16 protein-coding genes and 3 pseudogenes are annotated in these 24,860 nt (G+C 69.3%); 8 read left to right on the forward strand and 11 right to left on the reverse strand.

Annotated features, from left to right (window positions below):
• Positions 1-46 precede the first annotated feature (46 nt).
• Positions 47-175, forward strand: a pseudogene (locus HCC78_RS34785) (IS110 family transposase); the annotation flags it as partial.
• A 456-nt stretch (positions 176-631) separates the two neighbouring features.
• Here HCC78_RS34785 and HCC78_RS11980 read toward each other — a convergent pair.
• Both HCC78_RS11980 and HCC78_RS11985 read right to left on the reverse strand, forming a co-directional pair.
• Positions 632-1,705 carry a hybrid-cluster NAD(P)-dependent oxidoreductase gene (locus tag HCC78_RS11980; RefSeq protein WP_172329012.1) on the reverse strand — a complete coding sequence of 358 codons (1,074 nt, stop codon included), beginning with the start codon at positions 1,703-1,705 and terminating at the stop codon, positions 632-634.
• Positions 1,706-1,715: 10 nt separating this feature from the next.
• Entirely contained in the window at positions 1,716-2,954 is a 1,239-nt protein-coding gene (locus tag HCC78_RS11985; protein ID WP_172329013.1) for an aromatic ring-hydroxylating dioxygenase subunit alpha, read from the reverse strand.
• A gap of 158 nt (positions 2,955-3,112) precedes the next feature.
• Here HCC78_RS11985 and HCC78_RS11990 point away from each other — a divergent pair, with 158 nt between their 5' ends.
• Positions 3,113-4,024, forward strand: coding sequence for a LysR family transcriptional regulator (locus tag HCC78_RS11990; RefSeq protein WP_172329014.1), 912 nt, complete (start codon positions 3,113-3,115; stop codon positions 4,022-4,024).
• Positions 4,025-4,459: 435 nt separating this feature from the next.
• On the opposite strand, the pseudogene HCC78_RS33680 reads toward HCC78_RS11990, so the two are convergent.
• From HCC78_RS33680 to purU, 3 genes and pseudogenes are all read right to left on the reverse strand, one after another.
• Positions 4,460-4,719: pseudogene (locus HCC78_RS33680) on the reverse strand (IS5/IS1182 family transposase); the annotation flags it as partial.
• A gap of 265 nt (positions 4,720-4,984) precedes the next feature.
• Positions 4,985-5,149 (reverse strand): annotated as a pseudogene (locus tag HCC78_RS33685) (IS5/IS1182 family transposase); the annotation flags it as partial.
• 456 nt (positions 5,150-5,605) lie between these two features.
• Positions 5,606-6,490 (reverse strand): formyltetrahydrofolate deformylase, encoded by an 885-nt coding sequence (gene purU / locus HCC78_RS11995; protein ID WP_172329044.1) that lies wholly within the window; start codon positions 6,488-6,490, stop codon positions 5,606-5,608.
• A gap of 514 nt (positions 6,491-7,004) precedes the next feature.
• Here purU and HCC78_RS12000 point away from each other — a divergent pair.
• Positions 7,005-8,630 carry a BCCT family transporter gene (locus tag HCC78_RS12000; RefSeq protein WP_172329045.1) on the forward strand — a complete coding sequence of 542 codons (1,626 nt, stop codon included), beginning with the start codon at positions 7,005-7,007 and terminating at the stop codon, positions 8,628-8,630.
• Positions 8,631-8,660: 30 nt separating this feature from the next.
• Here the strand turns inward: HCC78_RS12000 and HCC78_RS12005 are convergent, their stop codons facing one another.
• Positions 8,661-9,644 carry a GlxA family transcriptional regulator gene (locus HCC78_RS12005; RefSeq protein ID WP_172329046.1) on the reverse strand — a complete coding sequence of 328 codons (984 nt, stop codon included), beginning with the start codon at positions 9,642-9,644 and terminating at the stop codon, positions 8,661-8,663.
• A gap of 285 nt (positions 9,645-9,929) precedes the next feature.
• On the opposite strand from HCC78_RS12005, the gene HCC78_RS12010 reads away from it, so the two are divergent.
• From HCC78_RS12010 to HCC78_RS12025, 4 genes are all read left to right on the forward strand, one after another.
• Complete coding sequence (locus tag HCC78_RS12010) at positions 9,930-10,679, forward strand: electron transfer flavoprotein subunit beta/FixA family protein (protein WP_172329015.1); 750 nt, start codon at positions 9,930-9,932, stop codon at positions 10,677-10,679.
• A gap of 16 nt (positions 10,680-10,695) precedes the next feature.
• Positions 10,696-11,628, forward strand: a complete 933-nt coding sequence (locus tag HCC78_RS12015; protein WP_172329016.1) for an electron transfer flavoprotein subunit alpha/FixB family protein — start codon at positions 10,696-10,698, stop codon at positions 11,626-11,628.
• An 11-nt stretch (positions 11,629-11,639) separates the two neighbouring features.
• Complete coding sequence (locus HCC78_RS12020; protein WP_172329017.1) at positions 11,640-12,521, forward strand: bifunctional 5,10-methylenetetrahydrofolate dehydrogenase/5,10-methenyltetrahydrofolate cyclohydrolase; 882 nt, start codon at positions 11,640-11,642, stop codon at positions 12,519-12,521.
• Between the two features lie 161 nt (positions 12,522-12,682).
• On the forward strand, positions 12,683-15,244 hold the full coding sequence (locus HCC78_RS12025; protein ID WP_172329018.1) for an FAD-dependent oxidoreductase: 2,562 nt from the start codon (positions 12,683-12,685) through the stop codon (positions 15,242-15,244).
• Positions 15,245-15,260: 16 nt separating this feature from the next.
• Here HCC78_RS12025 and HCC78_RS12030 read toward each other — a convergent pair whose 3' ends face one another.
• From HCC78_RS12030 to HCC78_RS12050, 5 genes are all read right to left on the reverse strand, one after another.
• Entirely contained in the window at positions 15,261-16,355 is a 1,095-nt protein-coding gene (locus HCC78_RS12030) for a bifunctional transcriptional activator/DNA repair enzyme AdaA (RefSeq protein WP_172329019.1), read from the reverse strand.
• A gap of 68 nt (positions 16,356-16,423) precedes the next feature.
• Positions 16,424-17,998: a pyruvate kinase gene (locus HCC78_RS12035; RefSeq protein WP_172329020.1), complete on the reverse strand. Its 1,575-nt coding sequence runs from the start codon at positions 17,996-17,998 to the stop codon at positions 16,424-16,426.
• A gap of 104 nt (positions 17,999-18,102) precedes the next feature.
• Positions 18,103-18,849, reverse strand: a complete 747-nt coding sequence (locus HCC78_RS12040) for a ParA family protein (protein WP_172329021.1) — start codon at positions 18,847-18,849, stop codon at positions 18,103-18,105.
• The gene (locus HCC78_RS12045) at positions 18,846-20,363 is read right to left on the reverse strand and encodes a CHAD domain-containing protein (protein ID WP_172329022.1); all 1,518 of its coding nucleotides are present in this window, start codon (positions 20,361-20,363) and stop codon (positions 18,846-18,848) included. The genes HCC78_RS12040 and HCC78_RS12045 overlap by 4 nt, the downstream gene beginning before the upstream one ends.
• Positions 20,364-20,498: 135 nt before the next feature.
• Positions 20,499-22,109, reverse strand: coding sequence for a Na/Pi cotransporter family protein (locus HCC78_RS12050; RefSeq protein WP_172329023.1), 1,611 nt, complete (start codon positions 22,107-22,109; stop codon positions 20,499-20,501).
• A 1,417-nt stretch (positions 22,110-23,526) separates the two neighbouring features.
• On the opposite strand from HCC78_RS12050, the gene HCC78_RS12055 reads away from it, so the two are divergent.
• A complete protein-coding gene (locus tag HCC78_RS12055) occupies positions 23,527-24,849 on the forward strand; it encodes an acetamidase/formamidase family protein (RefSeq protein ID WP_172329024.1) in 1,323 nt (440 codons plus the stop codon).
• Positions 24,850-24,860: the final 11 nt, after the last annotated feature.

Genomic DNA, 24,860 nt, shown 5'->3' on the forward strand with positions numbered 1-24,860 from the left:
CATTCCCGGGATCGGCCCCGTTGCCGGCACCATGCCGATGGCCGAAATGCCCGAGTTCGGGGCCATGTCCGGAGAACAGGCCGCCGCCCTGGCTGGGCTCGCTCCCATTGCGCACGACGGCGGCGCGTTGCGAGGCAAACGGGCCATCGCCGGAGGACGGCGCGCCCTGCGGCATGTCCTGTTCCAAGCCGCCCTCGCCGCCGCATATCACAACCCCATGCTGGAAGCCTTCGCGCAGCGACTGCGCGACGCCGGACGGCCGCTCAAGGTCATCATCGCCGCAGTCGCGCGCAAGCTCGCCAAAGCTCCATGCAAAGCGCGCAAACCATGGGCCTTCAAGCAGCCTGGAGGATACAGTTGCCAGGCGATCGGATCATGTCACGCGACCCTGATCGCCAAACCGCCGAAATCCGGATCCGCATCATTCGCGGCTGCGCTCGGCCCTCGGAAGGTCCGAGAGCGCAGCCCTCGCCCGAAGCAAGCGGGGAAAGGGGCGCCGAGGACCAATCGGCGATTGGCCAACAAGGTCCCGGCGGGGCAATGCCCGGGGCGCAGGCCCCCGGCGGAACGGCAGAAAGCCCGGCGCGGAAAACCGGCCGGGCCTCGAAACTCAGGTAACCTGCGCGCCCGGTCAGGCGTCGATCGTGACCTTGCCCATCGGGTTCGAGCAGCAGGCGAGGATGTAGCCTTCCTCGATCTCCTCCTCGGTGATCCCGCCGTTATGCACCATGTGCACCTCGCCCTCGACCTTCTTCACCTTGCAGGTGCCGCAGACGCCGAAGGTGCAGCCCGAGGGGATGGCGATCCCGGCCGAACGCGCGGCGGCCAGCACCGTCTCGGTCTGGGGCACCGACTGGGTGACGCCCGAGATGTCGAAGGTGATCTCCGCCATCGTGCCCTCGGCAGGCAGGTCGTCATCCGGCTCGGGCGAGACGATCAGGCCGGCCTCCGGCTGCTGCGGCGCGCCGAAGCTCTCCTGGTGGTAGTGGTCCATGTCGAAGCCGAGACCCGCCAGCGCCTCGCGCACCGCCTGCATGAACGGCTCGGGGCCGCAGCAGAACACCTCGCGCTCCAGGTAGTCGGGCGCCATCAGGCCCAGCATCAGCTGGTTGAAGCGGCCCTGGTAGCCGGTCCAGGGCGAGAAGGCGTCATTCTCCTCGACCACCCATTTCAGGTCCAGCCCCTCGATCCGCGTCGCCATGTGCTCCAGGCGGCGCTTGAAGATGATCTCGGACGGACGCCGCGCGCAGTTGACGAAGACGATGTCGCAGGACCGGCCGCGGTCGTAGATCTCGCCGGTCATCGACATCATCGGGGTGATGCCCGAGCCCGCCGAGATGAACAGGTGCTTCTTCGCCGGGAAGGCCGCGGAGGTGAAGCGCCCGGCTGGGCCGGTCGCCTTCAGCATCATGCCGGGCCGCATGTTCTCGATTATCCAGCGCGTGCCGATGGAGTCCGCCTGCGCCTTGATCGTGACGGTGATCGACAGCGGCCGCGAGGGCGGCGAGGAGATCGTGTAGGTCCGGTAGAGCGGCCCGCCGGGGACGGGCAGCTCAAGCGTGACGAACTGCCCGGCCTGGAAGGCGAAGGGCCGCCCCGAGGGGGCCTGGAAGCAGACCGTGACGACATCCGGGGACTCGGGCAGGACCGAGACGCATTCCAGGCGTTCCTCGTCGGTCCAGTGGCCGGCAGCTTGCTTGCTCATTGTCTGGGGGTCACTCCGCGGCAAGGGTGGTCGGGGCCTGCGCGGCACGCAGGCGCGAGATGTACCATTCGACGAACTGCATCACGCCGTCCTCGTGGGTCATCGAGTAGGGGCCGGGCTCGTAGGCCGGGCTGTTGATCCCCTGCTGGTTCTCCTCGACGACGCGGCGGTCCTCGTCATTGGTGTTGATCCAGACCCTGGTCAGGTTCTCCAGATCGTAGTCCACGCCCTCGACGGCATCCTTGTTGACCAGCCAGAAGGTGGTCACCTCGGTCTCGGTCGGGCTGATCGGCAGCACGCGGAAGGTGATCGAGTGGTCGGAGAGGAAGTGGTTCCAGGTCGTCGGGTAATGGAACAGCAGCAGCGTGCCGGCATCGAGGAAGGGCACCTGGCCCAGGCGCTTCTGCACGGCGATCTTGCCGCTGACCGTGTAGCTTTCGGCACCGTCGAGCAGCGGCATGCGCGCCACCCGGTACTGGCCGCCGTCATCCATCTTGAAGCGCGAGGGCGCGCCCGCGGCCTCGAGGCGGTTGAAATGGTTTTCCACCTTCTCGGGGAAGGTGCCGTCCTGCGCGACGCCGGTGATGGTCGGATCTTCCGGGTAGGTGCGGCACAGGTCCGGGTGGTTGCCGGCGCAGTGGTAGCATTCGCGGTTGTTTTCCCAGACGAGCTTCCAGTTGCCGTTCTCGACGATCGAGGACTGGAATGCGACCTTGGCGTTCGACAGGTCGTGCACGCCCAGATAGGGGCGCACGGTCTCGGCGAAGGCATCGAAATCCGGTGCGGACTCGGCCAGGCAGATATAGACGAGGCCGGCCACTTCGCGGCAATGCACGGTCTTCAGCCCGTGCGCCTTGGGATCGAAATCGCTGCCCATGTCGCGCGCCCAGAGCAGCTTGCCGTCGAGGTCGTAGGTCCACTGGTGGTAGGGGCAGGTCAGCTTGGCCACGCGGCCCGAGGTGCCGCGGCAGATGATCGAGCCGCGGTGGCGGCAGGTGTTGTGGAACGCCTGGATGCCGCCCTTCGCGTCGCGGATGACGATGACGTCGTAGACGCCGATCTTCAGACGCTGGTAGCTGCCGGACTTGTCCAGCTGCGCGGCCGGAAGGGCGAAGAGCCATTCGCGGTACCAGACCGTTTCCAGGTCGTGCTGGTAGATCTCGGGCGAGGTGTAGAAGGGCTGGGCCAGCGAGCGGCCCGCGACATGGCGGGCGAGCAGGTCGGAAAGCGTGGCGGCGTATGCGGTCATGGCGGCGCTCCAAAGCCGGATGGCGGGTTTCCGGCAGGAAAAGACATCTGGCCGGAAGGTTGACAATTGGCAAAATTCTCATGTGGGATTAGATCAAGTAAACTCATGGACCCGGTGGCGCGCAAGCGGCACTTCCCGACACAAAAGCGACATCCGCCTTGCCCAAGCCCTATGACCTGCCCTCTCTCGGCGATCTTGCCTGTTTCGAATGCGCTGCCCGAAATTTGAGCTTCAAGCTCGCCGCGGTCGAGCTGAACGTCACGCCGGCCGCAGTTAGCCATAGAATCAAGGCGCTTGAACAGGATCTCGGCCAGCCGCTTTTCACCCGTCAATATCGAGGCGTGGAGCTGACCGAGGCCGGAGCGCTGCTTTTCGTGTCGCTCCAGCGCGGCTTCGAGGCGATCTCCGAAGGCGTGTCCCGGATCCGCTACCGGCACGACCAGACCGGGGTGACGATTGCCGCGACGACTGCCATGAGCGGACTCTGGCTCACGCCACGGCTGGCCGCCTTCTGGCGCGCGCATCCCGGCATCGCGATCTCGCAGATGGTGCAGGATACCGGCGCGCCGCTGGGGCCGGGCGCGGTGCCGCCGGATCTGAGCATCCATTACGGGCGGCCGGAGCGCGAGACCGACGAGACGCGGCTGCTGTTCCACGACCGCATCCTGGCGCTCGGGACGAGGCGCTTCGCCACGACGCACGGGATCCGCGGGGTGGCCGACCTGCTGAAGGTGCCGCTGATCCACACGCTCTCGGGCACGAATGCCTGGACCGACTGGCAGGAATGGTTCGAGACGCTGGGCTGGCCCGCGCCGCAGGGCCCGGGCTTCGCGCTGAACAACTACCTGATCTCGCTGCAGGCGGCGGAGGACGATGTCGGCGCGGTGCTGGGATGGGAGGGACTGCTCGGCTCGCATCTGGAAAGCGGGCGGCTGGTGCAGCTGGTGCCGGACACGATGATCTCGCCCTGTCCGTTCTACCTGCGCATCCACGCCCATGCCTCGGCCAATGCCCGGCTCTTCGCCGACTGGCTGGTGGAGCAGGATGTCCCGGCGCAGACGCCTGCCTGACCACCGGTCGGGCTGTGCCGGCGAAGGCCCGACCCGGCTGCCGTGGCGCGGGAGTCCCGGGGCCAGCCGGATCGGGCCGGCACGGTCCGGCAGCGGCGGCACGGCCTGGCAGGCCCTGCCAAGCCCGCATTGGACGGGTGCAGTTGCGCCAATCAGTTGACGACGGCAGTTGCCCTTTCGCCCGGCGTACCTATCCCGACGCTGCCGGGACCAGTGAAGCCGTTCGGCAATGACCGGCAGGGGGCAGGTCAGACCAAGCGCAGCCGCGAATGCCCGGATCCGGACCTCGGCAACCTGGCGGTCGAAGGCGAGGCATCGCGCGGCCATCGGTCCGGAGCCGATGGCGAACGGACATCGGCCGCTGGCCGTGCTGCTCCGCGCAGTTCGTCCAATCGCCGGGGAAAGGATCCCAGACGCTTTCCCCGTTCCGGCTCATGTTTCGGTCCGGCTGCGGCGGCGGTCCCCGCTCCAGCGACGCCAGAGCGGGGACCGCCGAGATTTTCGAAGCCCGCAGGATGCCGTTGCGCCCTCGCACCGGCGGCATCCGGCGTCCATGGCCTCGCATTGCGGCGAACGGACACCGCGCCGCGGGCAGCGAAGGTGCCAAGACACGCACGGATGTCGGAAGCGCCGTTGTCGGTCACCGTGGCGATCTCCCCGTGCGCGGGGATCTGGGCAAGAAGGTCCGGCGGCATCCCTCGCCGGTTCTCTCGGACCGGTGGCACGTGCCGGGTCGCTGCCGCCGGCATTGCTGGAGGTGAACTCGGCCGGTCGCATCCCCAAGTTCGCCGGGGAGACCGGCCCCCGTCGTTTCCGAGGCGGATCTTGCGCTGCGCGCCTTGCGCGGCATTGAAGGAGTGGACGGCTCCCGCTCCCGGAATCCCAATGTATGCCATTAGGCGCCGACAAAGCCACCACAGGGGGAAGAAATTCACGCCATCAATGGCCAGCCGCCGGCAACTCGGCTGTGACGGAGCCGCTCTCCGCGTCGGCCGGGATCCGGTCGAGACGTTCCGGCAGGACGGGTCTGCCGCCGCCGCGGCTGGAGGCGAACGCCACCGCGCGGATGTCGCCCGCCGGCGTGTCCATGGCCTGATGGAACTTGCGGTAGTGGCGGCGGCGGTAATCGCGGGAACTCCCATGATCTGGCAGTGGCCGCGTGATGTCGCGGGACCGCTGCCACGCCGCATGCCGGGACAACTGCGCCGCCGCGGCAGCCCGTGCATGATCCCTGCGGACAGACTCCTGCGGCTCCGGCCATGCCTCGGACCAAGCCCGCCCCGGGCCGTCGGGATCCTTGGAGACAACGCGTCCCCGGCCCCCGGGGCCATCGGCGGAAGCGCGGGCGGACCGGACGGGTGGATCCGCCGGGGCCCAACTCGAGTGCCGCGACGGAACGCCCTGCCCGGCCGTCCGGCGCCTCCCCTGGAGGCAGGGGGGGAGCGGACAAAGGCGGATTCCGGCCCGAAGGCGGACAGCGGAAGAAGGCCCGCCCCGGCTGCCGCAGGAGCTTTTCTCCCTGCCGCAGCCGGATCGGGCCCTCCTGCCTGCCGGGCCGCCCGCGCAGGCGGCTGGCCGGGCTCAGCCCATCTTTTCGGAGGCGTACTCCCCCGGGGAAGCCGGGAAGACCACCGTGCGGTCGCCGTTGAGGAAGCTGCGGCCCTGGATATGCGCGTGGATCGCGCGGGCCAGCACCTGGGCCTCCACGTCGCGGCCGAGCGACACGTAGTCGGCCGCCGACTGCGCATGGGTCACACGGACGGTGTCCTGCTCGATGATCGGGCCCTCGTCGAGATCGGCGGTGACGTAATGCGCCGTCGCGCCAATCAGCCGGACGCCCTTCGCCCAGGCCTGCTTGTAGGGGTTCGCGCCCTTGAAGGAGGGCAGGAAGGAGTGGTGGATGTTGATAATCCGCCCCGACATCTTGCGGCACATCTCGTCCGACAGGATCTGCATGTAGCGCGCCAGCACGACCAGCTCGGCGCCGGTGCGCTCGACCACGCGCATGATCTCGGCCTCGGCCTCGGGCTTGTTTTCCTTCGTAACCTCGATGTGGTGGAAGGGGATATCGGCATTCACCACCTGCTTCTGGTAGTCGAGATGGTTGGAGATCACCGCGACGATTTCCACCGGAAGGGCGCCGATGCGGGCACGGTAGAGCAGGTCGTTCAGGCAATGGCCGAAGCGGCTGACCATGACCACGATCTTGGCCTTGCGGCGCGGATCGGGGAAGGCGGCATCCATGCCGAAGCGCTCGGCCACGGGGGCGAAGCCTGTCTCGAGCGCCTCGGCCGAGGTCTCCGAGGGGGCGAGGAAGCCCAGCCGCATGAAGAAGCGGCCCGCATCGAGATCGGTGAATTGCGAGCTGTCCAGGATGTTGCAGCCGTGGTCGGCGAGATAGCCCGAAACGGCGGCGACGATGCCGGTGGTGGAGGGGCAGGAGACGGTCATGACGCGGGGGGTCATGGCGGCGGGGATGGCGGCGGACATGGGCACTCCGTCAGCATTCGGGCAGGGGCGCGGCAGTGCCGCCCTGCGGGGGGGTTGCGGGCCTTCCGGACATGCGCCGGACGCGTCCGGCAGGCGGGCGCAGCGGGCAGGCTGGGGAAGGGATGTGCTTCCCCGCGGCCCTCCTTGCGGAGGCGGCTTCCCCGGGGACCGCTGGACACTAGCCGCGGCCCGGCCGGCGCGATTGAACGAATGCGACAGCACGGTAGCAGAATTGCAACCGCGCCCTTCCTGCCCCCGCGGAAATTGAGCGCTGCGCAGGGCTCCGTCGCAAAGCTGCCCTGTGCCTGTCGCTAAGATCCTGCGCTTCCGCAGCGTCCGGGCGGTAACTGCCGCATCGGGCCGGCGCGCCCGCGGCACCGGAGCCGCGGCAAGCCGCCTCCCGACGGGAATCCCGGCCAACGGGATCCAGCACGCGGAAACCGCAGCCAGCACAGGAGGTGCACCCTTGACCTACACGCCAAGCCCGGACCTGACGGGCACGGACGGCGCCGCCGTTCCGGTCCCCGAAGGCCAGATCGACACGGACTACACCATCGGCCAGGACAACATCGAGGGCTCGGTCGGTCCCATCGGCTTCGACATCCACAACCCGGTCTTCCTGATTTCCGCCGTCTCGGTCGTGGCCTTCGTGGCCTTCGCCCTGGCGCTGCCCGAAACCGCGGGGACGCTGTTCGGCGCGCTGTTCTCGGGCGTCACCACGGGATTCGACTGGTTCTTCCTTGGCGCTGCGGACATTTTCGTGATCCTCTGCCTCGTGCTGATCCTCAGCCCCTATGGCAGCATCCGTCTCGGCGGACGCGAGGCGCGGCCCGATTTCAGCTATCCGGCGTGGTTCTCCATGCTCTTTGCCGCAGGCATGGGCATCGGCCTGATGTTCTACGGCGTCTCGGAGCCGCTGTCCCATTTCGGCTCGTCGCTGGGGGGCGCCTCCGTCGGCGCCGACGGCATCCGCACCGACTGGGCGCCGCTCGGCGCGGCAGGCAGCCAGGAAGAAGCCATCCGGCTCGGCATGGCGGCCTCGATCTTCCACTGGGCGCTGCATCCCTGGGCGATCTACGCCATCGTCGCGCTGAGCCTGGCCCTGTTCTCCTACAACAAGGGCCTGCCGCTGACGATCCGCTCGGCCTTCTACCCGGTCTTCGGCGAGCGCGTCTGGGGCTGGCCCGGCCACGTCATCGACATCCTCGCGGTCTTCGCCACGCTCTTCGGCCTGGCCACCTCGCTGGGCCTCGGCGCGGCCCAGGCCAATGCCGGCTTCCACAAGCTCTTCGGCGTCCCGGTCGGCCCGGTGCCCCAGGTCATCCTGATCTGCGGCATCACCGCGATCGCGCTCTTCTCGGTTGTCCGCGGCCTCGAGGCCGGGGTGAAGCTGCTCTCCGAGATCAATATGGGCCTTGCCTTCGTCCTGCTGGCCTTCGTCCTGCTCGCGGGTCCGACGCTGTTCCTGCTGACCGATATCGGCGACTACCTGCTGGCCTACCTGCAATACCTGCCCGCGCTGTCGAACCCAGTCGGCCGCGAGGACGTGAACTTCGCCCAGGGCTGGACCTCGTTCTACTGGGCGTGGTGGATCAGCTGGTCGCCCTTCGTCGGCATGTTCATCGCCCGCGTCAGCCGCGGCCGCACGGTGCGCGAATTCCTGGTCAGCGTCCTGCTGATTCCGTCGCTGGTCTGCGTGGTCTGGATGTCGATCTTCGGCGGCACCGCGATCAGCCAGGTGGTCCGCGACGGCTATGCCGGGGCGCAGTCGGCGGAACTTCCGCTGCAGCTCTTCGCGATGCTCGACGCGCTGCCGCTGGCCTCGGTCACCTCCTTCATCGGCATCGTGCTGGTGATCGTGTTCTTCGTGACCTCGTCGGACTCGGGGTCGCTGGTGATCGACACGATCACCTCCGGCGGCAAGGTCGATGCGCCGGTGCCCCAGCGGGTGTTCTGGTGCCTGTTCGAGGGCGTCATCGCCATCGTGCTGCTGCTCTCGGCCGGGGGCCTGAAGTCGCTGCAATCCATGGTGATCTCGACCGGCCTGCCCTTCACCGTGGTGCTGCTGGTGATGTGCATCGCGATCTGGCGCGGGCTCGCCTCCGAGCCGCGCTGAGCGCCCTGCCCCGGCGTTTCCGCGCCGGGGCTATTCCGCCGCGCTCCCGCGCCTGAGCGCATGGGGCGTGGTGTCGAACTGCTTGCGGAACATCCGGCTGAAATGCGAGGAATCGCAGAAGCCGCAATCCAGCGCGATCTGCGCGATCGGCTTGTCGCCCGAGGTGATCTGGTGATGCGCCAGCGACAGCCGGATCTGCAGGAAGGCCGCCTGGGGCGAGATGTCCAGCGCCGTCCTGAAATGCCGCTCGATCTGCCGCTTGGAATGGCCAAGACGCTTTGCGATGTCGGTGATCGACAGCGGCGTGTCGATGTTCTGCTGCATCAAGAGCAGCGTGCGCAGCACCAGCGGATCCCGGGTCTTGAAATCCAGCGTGATCCCCGGCTGCGGCTTCTCCGGCTCCAGCGCCTCGTCGATGATCATGATGTGCAGGCTCTTGCTGGCCGCCGCGCGCCCGACATGCTTGTCCACCAGATAGGCCGCCAGATGCGCCGAACTCGCCCCGCCCGAACAGGTCAGCCGGTCGCGGTCGACGACGAAGATCTGGTCGGCCACCGGGTCGAGCCCCTCGAACTGCTCGAGGAAATCGGCGTGATGGAACCAGCTCACGCAGCAGCGGTAGCCGTCGAGCAGCCCGGCATGGTGCAGCATGAAGGCGCCGGAGCAGATGCCGACAAGCGGCACGCCCTTTTCTGCCGCCTCGTGCAGGAATTTCTCGTAGGCCTGGCCGAGCCCGGGCATCTCGTCCATCAGCCCGCCGACCACGACGATGTAGTCGAATCGCGACGGATCGCCGAGCCGCTCCTTCGGCTGCACCGCGATGCCGCTGGAGGACATCACCTGGTCCATGCTGTCCGACAGCACCGTCCAGTTGCACAGGATCGGCCGCGACCGGTCGCCTTCGTCGGCCGCAAGCCTCAGCACGTCCACGAAATTCGCGAAGGCGCAGAGCGTGAAGCGCCGCGCCAGGATGAACCCTACCGACAGGCGCGCGCCGTCGGCGCGGCGGCCCATGCGGTCCGAGGGCGTGCGGGTGGTGCGGCGGGCGATCTGGGGGGCTGTTTCGGGCATGGCGCCTCTCCGTCCGGAGATTCTGGTCGGGCTGTCGTAGCGGTTTTCCCGGCCCGTCGCAATCGTCCTATTCTGCGGCGCGCCCGTATTGCATGACTCTCCCTCATGAAAGCGCCTCCGGTCAGACAGGGCGCGCGGAAGAACGGCGGCACGGCAACCGGCACGGTTCGGGGCTTGTCGCGGAAACAACAGGATTTCCGCCCGAGGGCGGCGAAAAGAGGGCGAGACATGAAGGTTCTGGTGCCTGTCAAGCGCGTGGTCGACCACAACGTCAAGATCCGGGTGAAAGCCGACGGATCCGGGGTCGATCTGGCCAACGTCAAGATGTCGATGAACCCGTTCGACGAGATCGCCGTCGAAGAGGCCGTCCGCCTGAAGGAAGCCGGCACCGCCACCGAGATCGTCGCGGTTTCCGTCGGCCCGGCCCAGGCGCAGGACGTGCTGCGCACCGCGCTGGCCATGGGCGCCGACCGTGCCATCCTGATCGTCACCGACGGCCCGGTGGAGCCGCTGGCCGTCGCAAAGCTCCTTGCCGCCGTGACCCGCGAGGAGGCCCCCGGCCTCGTCATCCTCGGCAAGCAGGCGATCGACGACGACTGCAACCAGACCGGCCAGATGCTCTCGGCGCTGCTGGGCTGGAGCCAGGGCACCTTCGCCTCGAAGGTCGAGATTGCGGGCGAACGGGCGAAAGTCACCCGCGAGGTCGATGGCGGCCTGCAGGCGATCGACATCGCGCTCCCGGCCGTCGTCACCGCCGACCTGCGCCTCAACGAGCCGCGCTATGCCTCGCTGCCGAACATCATGAAGGCGAAGAAGAAGCCGCTCGACCAGAAGACCCCCGCCGATTTCGGCGTCGAGACCGCCCCGCGCCTGAAGCTGCTGCGCGTCGAGGAGCCCGCCGGCCGCGCCGCGGGCGTCAAGGTCGGCTCGGTCGCCGAGCTGCTCGACAAGCTGCGCAACGAAGCCGCCGTCATCTGATCCCGGAGAGACCTACATGGCCATCCTGCTTTTCGCCGACCACGACAACGCCACCCTCTCCGATCCGACCCTGCGCGCGCTGACCGCCGCCGCGCTGATCGGCGGCGAGATCGACATCCTCGTCGCGGGCAAGGGCGCCTCCGCCGCTGCCTCCGCCGCCGCTGCCCTGCCGGGCGTACGCGCCGTGATCCTCGCGGAATCCGAGGCGCTGGAGCACCGCCTGGCCGAAGCCTCCGCCGCGCTGATCCAACCGCTGATGGCAGGCTACGACACGCTGATCGCCCCGGCGACCACCACCGGCAAGAACGTCCTGCCGCGCGTCGCCGCGCTGCTCGACGTCATGCAGGTGTCGGAAATCACCGAGGTCGTCGGCCCGGCCACCTTCAAGCGTCCGATCTATGCGGGCAACGCGATCGAAGTCGTGGAAGCCACCGACGCCAAGCGCGTCGTCACCGTCCGCACCGCCAGCTTCGACGCCGCCCAGCCGGGCGCGGGCGCCGCGCCGGTCAATACCGTGGACGCAGCCGATGCAGGCGAGCTGTCGCGCTTCGTCGAGAACATCCTCTCCGCTTCGGACCGTCCGGAACTGGGCTCGGCCAAGATCATCGTCTCCGGCGGCCGCGCGCTCGGCTCGGACGAAAGGTTCCGCGCCACCCTGTCGCCGGTGGCCGACAAGCTCGGCGCCGCCGTCGGGGCCTCGCGCGCCGCGGTCGACTCCGGCTACGCGCCGAACGACCTGCAGGTCGGCCAGACCGGCAAGGTCGTGGCCCCCGAGCTCTACATCGCCTGCGGCATCTCGGGCGCGATCCAGCACCTTGCCGGCATGAAGGACTCCAAGGTGATCGTGGCGATCAACACCGACGAGGAAGCGCCGATCTTCCAGGTCGCCGATTACGGGCTGGTGGGCGACCTCTTCGAGGTCCTGCCGCAGCTCGAAGCCGCGCTCTGAAAGGGACAGCGATGACCGCACAGATCATCGACGGCAAGGCCCACGCGGCCGGCCTCGGCACCCGGATCGCCGCCGCCGCGGAAACCTTCGGCACGCAGACCGGGCGCAAGCCCGGCCTCGCCGTGGTTCTGGTCGGCACCGATCCGGCCAGCGAGATCTATGTCCGCTCCAAGGGCCGCATGGCCCGCAAGCTGGGCATGGAAAGCTTCGAGCACGTGCTGCCCGAGGACACCGCGCAGGAGGACCTGCTGGACCTCGTCGACCGGCTCAATGCCGACGGGACCGTCGACGGCATCCTGGTGCAGCTGCCCCTGCCCGGCCATCTCGACAGCCTCGCGGTGATCGAGGCGATCGACCCTGCGAAGGACGTGGACGGGCTGCATCCGGCCTCGGCCGGCGCGCTGGTCTCGGGGCTTCCCGGCCTCGTCTCCTGCACCCCGCTGGGCTGCCTGATGCTGCTGAAGGAAACCCTCGGCAACCTCTCCGGCCTCGACGCCATCGTCATCGGCCGCTCGATCCTGGTCGGCAAGCCGATGGCGCAGCTGCTGCTCGGCGAAAGCTGCACGGTGACCATGGCGCATTCGCGCACCAGGGATCTGGCCGAGAAGGTCGGGCGCGCCGATATCGTCGTCGCCGCCGTCGGCCAGGCGGAGATGGTCAAGGGCGAATGGATCAAGCCGGGCGCGACCGTCATCGATGTCGGCACCAGCCGGGTGATGCGCGACGGCCAGACGCTGCTGAAGGGCGATGTCGATTTCGAGGGCGCCTCCACCCGCGCCCGCGCGATCACGCCGGTTCCCGGCGGCGTCGGCCCGATGACCATCATGACGCTGATGCACAACACGGCGCTCGCCGCCTTCCGCCGCGCGGGACTGCCCGCGCCGGAACTCTGACATGGCCGGGCTGCCACGTCCCCCGCAGCCCGGACCGACCCCCGCGCGGAGCCCCCTGCTCCGCGCGGGAAAAACCGTTTCAAGGGCCGCAAAGGCCGTTGTCCGCAACCCCCGCCGCATGCTGAAACTGGCTGGCACACCCGCGTAGAAGGAATTCTCCAATGGCAGCTTTCCCGGAAAGAGCCAAAGTCGTCATCGTCGGCCTCGGCGGCATCGTCGGCGCCTCGGTCGCGCATCACCTGATCGAGCGCGGCTGGGACGACATCGTCGGCATCGACAAGTCGGCCATCCCGACCGATATCGGCTCCACCGGCCACGCGTCGGATTTCTGCTACGTGACCAGCCACGACCTGCTCAGCACCTGGTCCTCGATGTACTCTGTCGATTTCTACGAGAAGATGGGCCATTACAGCCGCATCGGCGGGCTCGAAGTCGCGCGCGTCGGCGATGACGAGCGCCTCGAGGAGCTGAAGCGCCGCTGCGACTCGGGCCGCGCCTTCGGCACCCGCGTGAAGATGATCACCGCCGCCGAGGCCAAGGAGAAGTTCCCGCTTCTCGAAGAGGACCAGATCCAGGCCGCGATGTGGGACCCGGATGCGGGCCTTGTCGTGCCGCGCTCGCAGACCGTCGCAGGCAAGCTGGTCGATGCCGGCGAAAAGTCCGGCAAGCTGCGCGCCTTCGCCAATACCCCGGCGCTGGAGCTGATCCAGGAAAACGGCCGCGTCGTGGGCGTGAAGACCCATCGCGGCACCATCATGGCCGACCATGTCGTGGTCTGCGCCGGCCTCTGGGGCCGCCTGATCGCCGGCATGGTGGGCGAGGACCTGCCGGTCATGCCCGTCGACCACCCGCTGACCTTCTTCGGTCCGTATGACGAATTCGCGGGCACCGGCCTGGAAATCGGCCGTCCGCTGCTGCGCGACCAGGGCAACTCCGCCTACATGCGCGACACCGGCGACCCCGCCACCACCGAAGGCGGCCAGATGGAATGGGGCTACTACTACGAGAACGAGCCGCGGATGGTGCATCCGCGCGACATTCTCGAGAAGGGCCAGGCCCGTCTCGGGCCGTCGATGCGCGACCTCGTGCTGGAGGACGTCATCGAGCCCCTCGAACGCGCGATGGAGCTGACCCCGATCCTGGCGGAGCTCGGCTTCAACGAGAGCCATTCCTTCAACGGCCTGCTGCAGACCACCACCGATGGCGGCCCCTCGATGGGCGAAAGCCGCAAGGTGCGCGGCCTGTGGTACGCGGTCGCGATCTGGGTCAAGGACGCGCCCGGCATGGCCAAGCTCATCGCCGACTGGATGACCGACGGGCGCACCCATATCGACCACAACCGGATCGACTATTCGCGCTTCTCCGACTTCCAGCTCGACGAGCAGTTCATCGCGGACCGCTGCTGGGAGACCGCGAAGAAGATCTACAACCCGCCGGTCCATGTCCGCGAACCCTTCTCCAAGGGCCGGGGCGTCCGCCGTTCGCCCTTCTACGAGCGCGAGGTCGAACTCGGCGGCTATTTCATGGAACTCGGCGGCTGGGAGCGCGCGCATGGCTATGCCGCGAACGAGCACCTGCTGGAGAAATACGCCGACCAGGTGCCGGTGCGCGAGGCCGAGTGGGACAACCGCCATTTCTGGCGCGTCTCCAACGCCGAGCAGCTGGAGATGTCCGCGGATTGCGGCCTGATCAACCTGTCGCATTTCCACATGACCGACATTTCCGGCCCGGACCATGTCGAGCTGATGGAATGGCTCTGCGCGGCCAAGATCGGCGGCGACGCCAATATCGGCAAGGGCATCTACACCCACATGCTCGATGACGAGGGCATGGTGCGGGCGGACTTCACCGTCTTCCGCATGGCGGACCGCTGCCGCCTGGTGAACGGCGCCGATGCCGGCCCGCGCGACCTGATCTACATGCGCCGCGTGGCGCAGGACCGCGGCCTCGACGTCACCATCGAGGAAACGACCGAGAAGTTCACCACCATCGGCATCTGGGGCCCGAATGCCCGCGAGAACCTGAAAAAGGTCGTCGCGGATCCGGAAGCCCTGAACGTCGAGAACTTCCCCTTCGCGGCCATCCGCCCGATCGAGATTGCGGGCAAGACGGTCACAGCCTTCCGCATCTCCTATGTCGGCGAGCAGGGCTGGGAACTGCACATGGCCTATGAGGACGGCCTCGCCGTCTGGGACGCGCTGCGCTCCACCGGGGTGATGGCGGTCGGCGTGGAGACCTATGCCAACTCCCGCCGCCTGGAGAAGTCGCTCCGCCTGCAGAACGCGGATCTCATCACCCAGTACAACCTGATGGAAGCCGATCTGGCGCGTCCGAAGGTGAAAGAGGCCGATTTCCGCGGCAAGGCCAAGCATGTCGAGTACAAGGCGCGCGAGCACCAGCCGGCGATGCTCTGCACGCTGGTGATGACCGAGAACACCGACCGGAACGGCGTGAAGCGCTATCCGAACACCACCATGCCGGTGATGGATCCGGACACCGGTTCGATCCTGACCGACAGCGAAGGCCGCCGCTCATACACGACCTCGGTCTGCTACGGCCCCACCGTCGGCAAGAACATCGCGCTGGCCTATCTGCCCTGGGACTACTGCCAGGTGGGGCGCAAGCTGAACGTCACCTATTTCGACGAGACCTACCCGGTCGAGGTCGCAGGCGTCGGCTATGCCCCGCTCTACGATCCGGAAAACGCCAAGCCGCGCAGCTGATCCCGGCCGGGACGGGTCAGCGCCCGTCCCCCAGCCTTTCCGGCGCGCCCTCCGGGGCGCGTCCTCCGCGCAGCGCGGCCTCAATTTCGATCAGCCGCTGCTTGCGCCAGAGACCGCCTCCATAGCCGGTCAGCGATCCGTCCGCGCCGATCACCCGGTGGCAGGGGATCATCACCGCGATCCGGTTCGCCCCGTTCGCCCGCGCCACCGCGCGCACTGCCTCCGGCCGCCCGATCTCCCGCGCCAGGTCGCCATAGGAGCGCGTCTCTCCCGCCGGGATCCGGCGCAGCGCGGCCCAGACCTGCCGCGAGAAGGCCGTGCCGCCCGGAGCCAGGGGCGTCGCGAAAATCGCATCCTGTCCGCCGAAATACCGCGCCAGCTCTTCCGCCGCCTGATCGAGCGGGTCCGTCCGCCCCAGTCCGACCGGCCCGCGCGCCTCGGTTTCCAGCTGGCGCAATTCCGCAGGCAGCGCCTTGCGGCCGGCAAATTCCAGCAGATGCAGATGGCTGGCGCTGGCCACCGCGATCATGTCGCCCAGCGGCGTCGGGATCCAGCTGGCCGAGAGGAGCTGCCCCGCCCGCAGCTCGCCGGGCGCGCGGCCGAGGAGCCGGGCAAAGGCCGCGCGGAAGGCGCTGGCCGACTCGAACCCGGCATCGAGCTGCGCCGCGATCACCTTGCCGCCCTGCTCCAGCGCCGCGAACCCCTCGCGCAGCCGCCTGAGCCGCGCCATCTCCAGGAAGGTCATGCCGAAATGCCGCCGGAAGGTGCGGCGCAGGGTCGAGGGATCGTATCCGGCGGCGATCAGGTCGCGCTCGCGCCAGCGCCGCCCGGGATCGGCTTCGAGCATGGCCAGAAGCTCGGTCACCGCCGGTTCGGCCCCGGCCTTCGCCAGCGGACGGCAGCGCTTGCAGGGGCGGAACCCTGCCTCCATGCATTCGGCGACGGTGGCGTGGAAGCTGCAGTTCTCCGGCAGGGGCTTCCGCGCCGGGCAGGTCAGCCGGCAGAAGATCCCGGTGGTGGAGACGCAGACATAGGCGCGGCCCTCCCAGCTCGCATCGCGGGCAAGAAGGGCGGCATGCATCGTGGCGTGATCCGGCAGGTCGAAGAGCATGCGCCCTTCTACCATCCCTGCCCGGCCCGCGGCGCCGGAAATCGGGCGGCTATTTCCGGTTTCTGCGCTCACGCCTCCTGCGGGGCGTGCCAGGCGTTGAGCGGGCCGAGACGGGGGAATTTCTTGGCATAGTGCCGGTCCATCTGGCCGAGGATCTGGCGCAGGAAGCCAACCGCCTCGGCAGCATGCGGCCCCTTGTTCAGCATCACGCATTCCGCGCGCTGCGCCATCGCCGCATCGGTGGCCTCGGCGCGGGTCGCGTGCCCCTCCTTGGCCAGCGATTCCAGCACCTGCGTCGCCCAGATCACCGGCACGCCCGCCGCCTCGCAGAGCCATAGGATCTCCTCCTGGATCTCTGCAAGCCGCGCCAGCCCGATCTCCACCGCCAGGTCTCCCCGGGCGATCATCACCGAGACGGGCCCGCCGCCCAGAGCCTCGGCGATCAGCCGCGGCAGGTTTGCGACCGCGCGCCCGGTCTCGATCTTCAGGATCAGTGCCGGGGCCGGGCGCCCCTCGGGCAGCTTGCCCGCGATCGAGCCCCGCAGGTCGCGGATATCCTGCGGCGTCTGCACGAAGCTGAAGCCGATCACGTCGGCGATCTCCACGGCCGTATCCAGCGCGGCCAGGTCGGCGGCGTCGAGCGCGGGAATGTCGAGCGGCGCGCCGGGCAGGTTCACGCCCTTGCCGGGCTTCAGCCGGACGCCTTCCGCGGGAAGGCCGCGCAGCTCCACCAGCGCATGATCGGCATCGCAATCGGCGATCCGCCCGGCGATCTTTCCGTCGTCGAACCAGATATCGGCGCCGGAGCGCGCCGCGAGCAGCAGCTCGGGATGGCTCAGTGTCGCCTCGGGCAGCTTCGGCTTCTCCGAAAGCTGTCGCACAAGGACCAGCCGGTCGCCCGGCATCAGCTTCGGCCCCTGCGCCCGCGGGTCCAGCCCGGCCTTCCTGAGCTTCTTCAGGTGGCTGTCCTTCTCGCGCCCGAGAAAGGACTTCGGCATCCGCATCTCCGCGGTGCGCACCTTGGGACCGGCAAGGTCCATGGCGATGCGCAGGTCGCGCCCCGCGGCCTCTGCCGCTTTCCGGCCATGCGCGGCCATGGCGCGCCAGGCCGCGGGCCCGTCATGGGCGCAGTTGATCCTAAGGCAGCTGGCGCCCGCCTGCACCAGCGCCCCGGTCACCGCGGGATCCTCCGCCGCCTCCGACGGCAGCGTCGCCATGATCCGCGTCTGCGGCCCGGACGGGTCGGCCCCGAAGATCTCGTCGCGTTCCGCCGCCATCCGCGTCCGGCGTCTGCCGCCGCGCGGCAGGGACCGCGCGGGCTGCGGCTGTCCTGCCAGCGCGCCGAGCGCGGCGATCACCGCATCGAGCGTGCCCAGCACATGCGCTTCGGCGCGGCCCAGCGAGGACAGGCCCAGGGCCGCCAGGTCCTCCTGCAGCCCGGTCAGGTCGTGGCGGCGCATGGCGAGGTAGAGGGCGAGATTTTCCAGCTGCGCGCGGGTGCCGCCGCGCTCCGCCGGCGCTGCCCAGCCTGCCATGGCGGCGGCGGCCTCGGCCGTCACGGCCGCGCGCAGCTCCAGCAGCGTCTCCCGCAGCCCTCCGGCCAGTTCGGCCGTTCCGATCGTCTCCGCCGCTGCGTCCTGCATCCCGCGCTCTCCCGATTCCCCTGCCGCGGACCGCGGCACCGCGGCCACTGAACACAAGGCCATGACAGCATGATGACAGATGCCCGCGGCACGGCGAAGCGGGGTCAGATCCGGGCGGACACCGCCCCGCAGAGCGCCGCATAGGCCTTGACCGCCGCGCTGCTGCCGGGGGCGAAGGCGGCAACCGGCGCGCGGTGCACGCCCATCTTCTCGATCTCCGAGGCGAAGGGCACCGCCACGTCCATCAGCCGCTTGGAATGGGCCTTCGTCATCCCCGCCATCGTCTCGCCATGCAGCTTCTTGGCGCTCTGCACCATCGAGAAGAAGCCGAGGATCTTCTTCTTCGGCAGGTCCCGCTCCGCGAAGAAGTCCAGCAGCTGCTCGAAGGTGCGCTCCGACAGCGTGGTCGGGATCACCGGAACCAGGATCGCGTCGGCGGTCTTGAACACGTTCTCCGACAGCGTCGAGATGTTCGGCGGGCAGTCGAGCAGGATGATGTCGTAATCGCCCTCGACGCTCTTCAGCGCCTTCTTCAGCCGGGACCGGCTGTTCTTCATGCGCGACAGGAAGACGTCGAAATCGCGGAAGGTCATGTTGGCGGGCAGGATGTCGAGATTGTCGAAATCGCTGCCGCGGATCGCGCGGGTGAAGCGTTCGACATCGGTGAAGAACTTGCCTTCGGTCAGCTTCTTCGACGGCTTCACCCGGAAATAGAAGCCCGAGGCGCCCTGCGGGTCGAGATCGCACAGCAGCACCCGCTTGCCGGACCGCGCCAGCCCGTGCGCGAGATTGACCGAGGTCGCCGTCTTTCCGACGCCGCCCTTGTTGGAATAGCAGGCGACGATCTTCATGCGGTGTCCTCCCCGGGATTGAAGAGCTTGCGGAATTCGGCGCGGGTCCCTTCGCTGTCGAAGGCGGCGAAGGAAGCGGCCACGCGGTCGCGCTCCGCGCGCTGGCGCTGGTGCAGCACCGTGACCAGCGCGCCGATGGCGGCGGCGATCTCCACCGTCTCGGGGCCTGGATCGGCGGCAATGCCTGCCGCGGCCTCCTCCAGCGCGACCTGCTGCACCGAGTAGTCGTTGAAGAGGCCCAGATTGTCCTGCAGCTTCTTCAGCGCCTTGATCAGCCGCTTGACCTCGGCCTCGCCGAACAGCGGCGCGAAGAATTCCATCAGGTAGCGCAGCTTCTTGCAGTGGATGCGCAGCTCGTGGACCTGCTCGTCGGGACAGGTGCCGATCCCCTGCGCCAGCTTGCAGACCTTGCGGTAGCGCTTCCAGATCAGCTGCCGCGCATAGCCGAGCGCATGGCGCTCCGCCTCGGGTCCGCGCTCCAGCTTCTTCGGCTTGGCGAAGAGCTTCTCCAGCCGCGCGATCTCCTGCGCATAGCCCTTGGTGCCTATCCAGGCGGCGAGCTTCCTCTGCTCGGCATCGCGTTCGGCGGCGAAGCGGCCGAAAAGCTTGCCGATGCCGCCGCGGCGCGCCTCGGGGACCAGCGCCATGTACTGCTCCCGCTCCAGCAGGTAGACATCGAGGTCGCGCAGCCGCCCTGTCCGGGCCATCAGCGCGCCGAAGCGGGATTTCAGGCTTTCGGTCTGGGCCTCCGAGAAGACGCCCTTGAACAGCGAGACGACCGAGCGGACGCGGCGCAGCGCGACGCGGTAGTCATGCAGGAACTCGGTGTCGATATCGGCGATCATGCCGGGTTCATGGCAGCGCGCGATCGCCAGCTGGTCACGGATCAGCCCGGTGGCCGCGTCGAAGGCCGTCTCGTCCGCGGTCATCGGCTCGGCCGGCCCGGCGGGCAGTCCGGCCTCCGGCCCGCGCAGCAGCGCGGCCGCTTCGGCGGCATCGAGCGGCGCGGCGGCGCCGAAATGCGCCTCTGCCCGGCGGAACGCCTTTTCGTAGCCCCGCAGCGGCGACAGCACGGCCAGCGAGACGGGCGTGCCCGCCTCCGGCCGCAGCTCCCAGAGCTCGCAGCGCAGCAGCGTCTTCTCCTCGTCATCGACCAGCTTCAGGCGGCGGCGGAGCGCGGTGCCGGCGGCCACGGCCATCAGCGCGCGCAGGGGCGAGACGGGTCCCGACAGCGCCTCCGTCACCGGTCCGGCGGGCATCCGCGCGACGAAGCCGGGGGCGGCAGGCGGCTGGGCGGGCATGTCGGTGCCGCCGAGAAGCACCAGCCCGGCCTCGGTCGAGACCAGCAGCCCGCCCGCCGCTGCGACCTCGGCGTCGAAGGTGTCGAACAGTTCGAAGCGGCCTTCCCAGTCCGGGCTGTCCTCCAGCAGGGCGCCCTTGCCCGGATCGAACCCGCCGAACCCGGTCCCGCCTTCTCCGGCCGCGCAGAACACGCGTCTTCCGTTCCCGGCCATCTTCGCTGTCCCCCGGATATCCGTCCCACCGAATTAAGCATGATGAATGTCACGGAAAAGCCGGATGAATCAAGGACCCGGCGGAGAATTTGGGGCATCCGCCGGAATTGCCGCGACGGCAGAGAGGCACGGCGCTCAGTCCTCCAGCACGTCGACCGCCGCCTCGCGCCGCTGGCTGACCGGGGCGCGGCCCTCGCGGATCAGAGCCATGTGATGTCCGATCCGCCAGAGATGGTAGCTGACCCTCTGCAGCCAGCGCATCGCCTCCAGCCGCCGGGCCAGCGCCTCGCCGCCCGCACCGCCGCGGCGCGCCTGGGCCAGCAGCCGCTGCCGGTAGGCTTCCCGCCGCCGCCGCATCAGCCGCCGGAGCTTGTTCAGCCGCTGCTCGGCCGCCGCCGGATCCGCCGACCTCGCGGTCTCGCCCGCGACCGCCCCCAGCAGGCAGGCGAGGCGGCGCAGCTGCCGGTCCTCCGCAAGCGCCGCGATCCGCCGTTCCTCGGTGCAGCGGAAATAGAGCCGTCCCAGATGGTCCTGGACATGCAGCGCCGAGACCAGCCGCTCGGGCGCGGGCGCGCTGCCGGATGCAGGCGGGATCGCGTCGGTGAAGCGGCGCAGCTCGGGCAGCGCCTCGGCAAGCGCGCGCAGCCCGTCGGCATCCTCGCGCTCCGGCGCCGCCCGGCCCAGCCGGAACGCGAGATGGCGGAACTGCGCCTCGCACACCGTCTCCAGCGCCGAGATCGCGGCATCGGCGGCGGCTTCGGGGTCGCGCAGCATTTCCGGGCCGAGGCTGCCGGTCAGGCCGGGCACCGGATCGCGGATCACCGCGGTGACCAGCCGCGCGAAGGCGCCCGCGAACGGCAGCACCAGGATCACCCCGAGGATGTTGAATCCGGAGTGGAAGGCGACCAGCGCGATCTGGCTATCCGTGCCGCGCCCCTCCAGCAGGGCGGCGGCCGGACCGAGCAGCACGAAGGCGAGGATTCCGGTGAGGCAGTTGTAGATGACATGCGAAAACCCGGTCCGCCGCGCCGCGGTCGAGCCGCCCAGCGTCGCCAGCACCGCGGTGAAGGTCGTGCCGACATCCATGCCGATCACCAGCGCCATGCCCTGCGGCAGGCTGATCGCCCCCGCCCCGATCGCCGCCAGCGCCGCGGTCACCCCGGCGCTGGAGGATTGCGTGACCAGCGTGATCGCCGCCCCCGCAGCCACCAGCTGCAGCCGGCCCCAGAGGCTGTCCTGCGGGAAGTCCCGCGGCGTCACCACGCCCTCGAACCCGGCCAAGCTCTCCTTCATCACGTCGATGCCGAGGAAGATCAGCGCGAAGCCCGCCAGCGCCGTGCCGATCTGCGGGCGGAGCCTGCCGCCCGAGAGCCGCAGAAGCGCGCCGAGGAACACGAGCGGCAGCGTGACGGTGCCGAGATCGAGCTTGAAGCCGAGGATGGCGACCAGCCAGCCGGTCATGGTCGTTCCGATATTGGCGCCGAAGATGATGCCGAGCGCCTGCGGAAAGGTCAGCAGTCCCGCGCTGACGAAACCGACCGCGGTCACGGTGGTCGCGCTGGAGGACTGGATCAGCGCAGTGGTCGCCGCCCCGGTGAGCGCGCCCGTGAGCGGCGTGGAAGTGAAGCGCGACAGCGCGGTCCGCAGCCCGCCGCCGGCCAGGCTGCGCAGCCCGTCCGTCAGCCAGAACATCCCGAACAGGAACAGCCCGATCCCGCCGAGCGCATTCACCAGATCGCCGGTCATGGCCCGACTATCCGCCGCCGTCCCTCCTGTGGCAAGCGGCCATGGCGGGCGGGTGGGCACCGCCGGTTGCCGCCTCCGGCAGGGCCGGTTGCGCTCCGGTCATTCCGGGGCGGCACGGGACATCTGCCCTGCCCGGCGCGCCCTCGGCGGCCCCATGCTCCGGCCGCGCTGACCTCCCCGGCGCGGCACGGTCCGGGTCTCCCTCCGGAGCGGCCCGACGCCCGCCGTTTTCGCGGGAAAACCGGCCCGAGCCGGAGTGCCTGCCCCCTCTGACGGAGATTCTGCGGACACGGCTGAGGAACGACCGGCCTGCCCCCGGCGGCACAGGCTTCGGCGCGCGCAGGGCCTGTGCTGGCGGGGCCCGCGCTCGGGGGGGCAGGCCGCACGGCGCGGCTTGCAGGCACCGGATCCATCGGAATCCGATGGCGCAGATGCTCAGCCTCCGCGTGGGACGGCGCGGGACATGCGCGACTCCAGGGCTGCCACGATCCAGCCCCATGATTGCGGTTCGGGGTCAATGGGCTGGGCGGCCTTCCCGCTGCCTGCTCCGTTCGAGGCTTGCGCCGGATGGCGCCGGGCAGAGCGTCGGGAATGGGGCCGATGCCGACAACTTGAAGGCCCACGGGACCGCATCCAGCCTCCGTCGAAGCCGGGCCGCCCAATCTGCCCGAGTCCGGGGAGGGGCAAACGGGCGGCCCGGCTTCGACGCTGCATGCCGTTGCGGGCTGCCACGGTTTCTGCTTTTCACCGGGCACGATGAGCGATGAGCGATGAGCGATCGCAGCGGGGCGTGTCCTCTCTCGCCAGCCATCCTGCGGCACCGGCGCGGAGCGCCGGGCGTGACCGATGCCCACCCGTGCCGTTGGTCCGGCCCACATGATCAACGCCTGCTGGGTTCGAAATGGATCTGACGCCCCCGGCGTTCGGCGTTGGCTCCTGCCTGAAAGCTGCCGCGACATGGAACTCTCTCCGCCACGCGGAAGCGACGGCACTGGATCGAGGGCGGCCGAGGGGCATCCCGGCAGTCTCGGGGACTGGCACCGCGACACCCAAGGCGCTGCCCCCCGTCCGGCTGCCGGCTTCGACGCAATCGTCTGCCAGGCAATCCAGTACCCTCCAGCGGCCCGCAGGAACCGCCGGAAACGCGGGACTTGCAGCCCGAGGCCCGGCCCGCTCCGGCCTTCCCAGCTGCTCCGGAGACCGGATGCCGGCCCGGCCATCCGCGGCGGACTGCCTGGCCGAGAAGCCGCCCGGGACCGGCGAAGTGCTGCCCGCCGGGCACGCATCCTGCCCGTCCCGCAGGCAGCCGGCCCATCATCACCCGATCTTGACGGGCTTCGGCACGGTAAATGCTTGCGCACGCGGGATTGCAGGCGCCGCATCCGGGCAGTCCCTGGCCAGAAAGACGGAGGTCCAGATGCCCGACGGAAGCAGCCCGGCAAGAACGGCGCAGCGCAGCGTCATCGTCGACGGTTTCACCAACAGCGTGCTCGATCCGAACCAGCCGATGCTGGGCCCGGTCGCCAGCGGCGGCACGATCATCGCCAATACCGCGCCCGGCTGCTGGGGCCCGATGATCACGCCAGCCCTGCGCGGCGGCCACGAGGTCACCCGCCCGGTCGCGGTCGAGGGCGCGGAGCCCGGCGATGCCGTGGTGATCCGCATCCGCGATGTCTATGTCACCTCGATGGCGACGGCGTCCGGCCATGACAGCTCGCCCGAGGGCTTCTGCCTCGGCGACCCCTATGTCGCCGCGCGCTGCCCGACCTGCGACGAGGTCTGGCCCGAGACTCATGTCGAGGGGATCGGCCAGCAGGCGGTGAAATGCGACAAGTGCGGGAACGCGGTGACCCCGTTCCAGATCGTGCATGGCTACACGGTGGGCTTCGACCAGACCCGCGCGGTCGGCCTGACCCTGCCGGCCGAGGCCGCGGAGGAGATCGCGAAGGACGCGCCCGCCTATGCCGCCCTGCCCGACGCCTCGCGCCAGCATTCGATCCTGACCTATGCGCCCTCGGACATGCCGGGCATGATCGTGCGGATGCGGCCCTTCCTCGGCCAGCTCGGCACCTGCCCGTCCAAGGCCATGCCCGACAGCCACAATGCCGGCGATTTCGGCGCCTTCCTCGTCGAGGCCCCGCATGACTACGCGCTGACCCCCGAGGAGCTGGCCGAGCACAAGACCGACGGCCATCTCGACATCGACGCGGTGCGCCCCGGCGCGGTGCTGGTCGCGCCGGTCAAGGTGCCGGGCGCCGGCATCTACATGGGCGACATGCATGCCGCCCAGGGCGACGGCGAAATCGCTGGCCACACGATGGACGTGGCGGGGTCGGTGACTCTGCAGGTCGAGCTGAAGAAGGGCTATCCGATCGACGGGCCGGTGCTGTTCCCGCTCGAGGAGGACCTGCCGCCGCTGGCCAAGCCCTTCAGCGCGGCGGAGAAAGCCAAGGCAGCGCGGCTGGCGGCGCAGTACGGCGTGGCGGAGATCGTCGAGACCGCGCCGGTTTCGGTGATCGGCACCGCGGCCGACATGAATTCGGCAATCGAGAACGGGCTGGAGCGGGCGGCGAAGCTGCTCGACATGACCGTCGCCGAAGTCCGCAACCGCGCGACGATCAACGGGGCCATCGAGATCGGCCGCGCGCCGGGCGTGATCCAGGTGACCTTCCTCGCGCCGCTCTCGGCACTGGATGCGGTCGGCCTGGGCGACATCGCGCGCGAGCAATACGGGCTCTGACCCCGCAGGGC

Source organism: Mangrovicoccus sp. HB161399 (assembly GCF_013184745.1).
Taxonomy (GTDB): Bacteria; Pseudomonadota; Alphaproteobacteria; order Rhodobacterales; family Rhodobacteraceae; genus Mangrovicoccus.

What these genes read in the sequence shown, in the direction of transcription:
- HCC78_RS11980 (WP_172329012.1), bottom strand. Translation starts at nt 1,705, where the DNA reads ATGAGCAAGCAAGCTGCCGGCCACTGGACCGACGAGGAACGCCTGGAA.
- HCC78_RS11985 (WP_172329013.1), bottom strand. Translation starts at nt 2,954, where the DNA reads ATGACCGCATACGCCGCCACGCTTTCCGACCTGCTCGCCCGCCATGTC.
- purU (WP_172329044.1), bottom strand. Translation starts at nt 6,490, where the DNA reads ATGACCCCCCGCGTCATGACCGTCTCCTGCCCCTCCACCACCGGCATC.
- HCC78_RS12005 (WP_172329046.1), bottom strand. Translation starts at nt 9,644, where the DNA reads ATGGGCCGCCGCGCCGACGGCGCGCGCCTGTCGGTAGGGTTCATCCTG.
- HCC78_RS12010 (WP_172329015.1), top strand. Translation starts at nt 9,930, where the DNA reads ATGAAGGTTCTGGTGCCTGTCAAGCGCGTGGTCGACCACAACGTCAAG.
- HCC78_RS12015 (WP_172329016.1), top strand. Translation starts at nt 10,696, where the DNA reads ATGGCCATCCTGCTTTTCGCCGACCACGACAACGCCACCCTCTCCGAT.
- HCC78_RS12020 (WP_172329017.1), top strand. Translation starts at nt 11,640, where the DNA reads ATGACCGCACAGATCATCGACGGCAAGGCCCACGCGGCCGGCCTCGGC.
- HCC78_RS12025 (WP_172329018.1), top strand. Translation starts at nt 12,683, where the DNA reads ATGGCAGCTTTCCCGGAAAGAGCCAAAGTCGTCATCGTCGGCCTCGGC.
- HCC78_RS12030 (WP_172329019.1), bottom strand. Translation starts at nt 16,355, where the DNA reads ATGCTCTTCGACCTGCCGGATCACGCCACGATGCATGCCGCCCTTCTT.
- HCC78_RS12035 (WP_172329020.1), bottom strand. Translation starts at nt 17,998, where the DNA reads ATGCAGGACGCAGCGGCGGAGACGATCGGAACGGCCGAACTGGCCGGA.
- HCC78_RS12040 (WP_172329021.1), bottom strand. Translation starts at nt 18,849, where the DNA reads ATGAAGATCGTCGCCTGCTATTCCAACAAGGGCGGCGTCGGAAAGACG.
- HCC78_RS12045 (WP_172329022.1), bottom strand. Translation starts at nt 20,363, where the DNA reads ATGGCCGGGAACGGAAGACGCGTGTTCTGCGCGGCCGGAGAAGGCGGG.
- HCC78_RS12050 (WP_172329023.1), bottom strand. Translation starts at nt 22,109, where the DNA reads ATGACCGGCGATCTGGTGAATGCGCTCGGCGGGATCGGGCTGTTCCTG.
- HCC78_RS12055 (WP_172329024.1), top strand. Translation starts at nt 23,527, where the DNA reads ATGCCCGACGGAAGCAGCCCGGCAAGAACGGCGCAGCGCAGCGTCATC.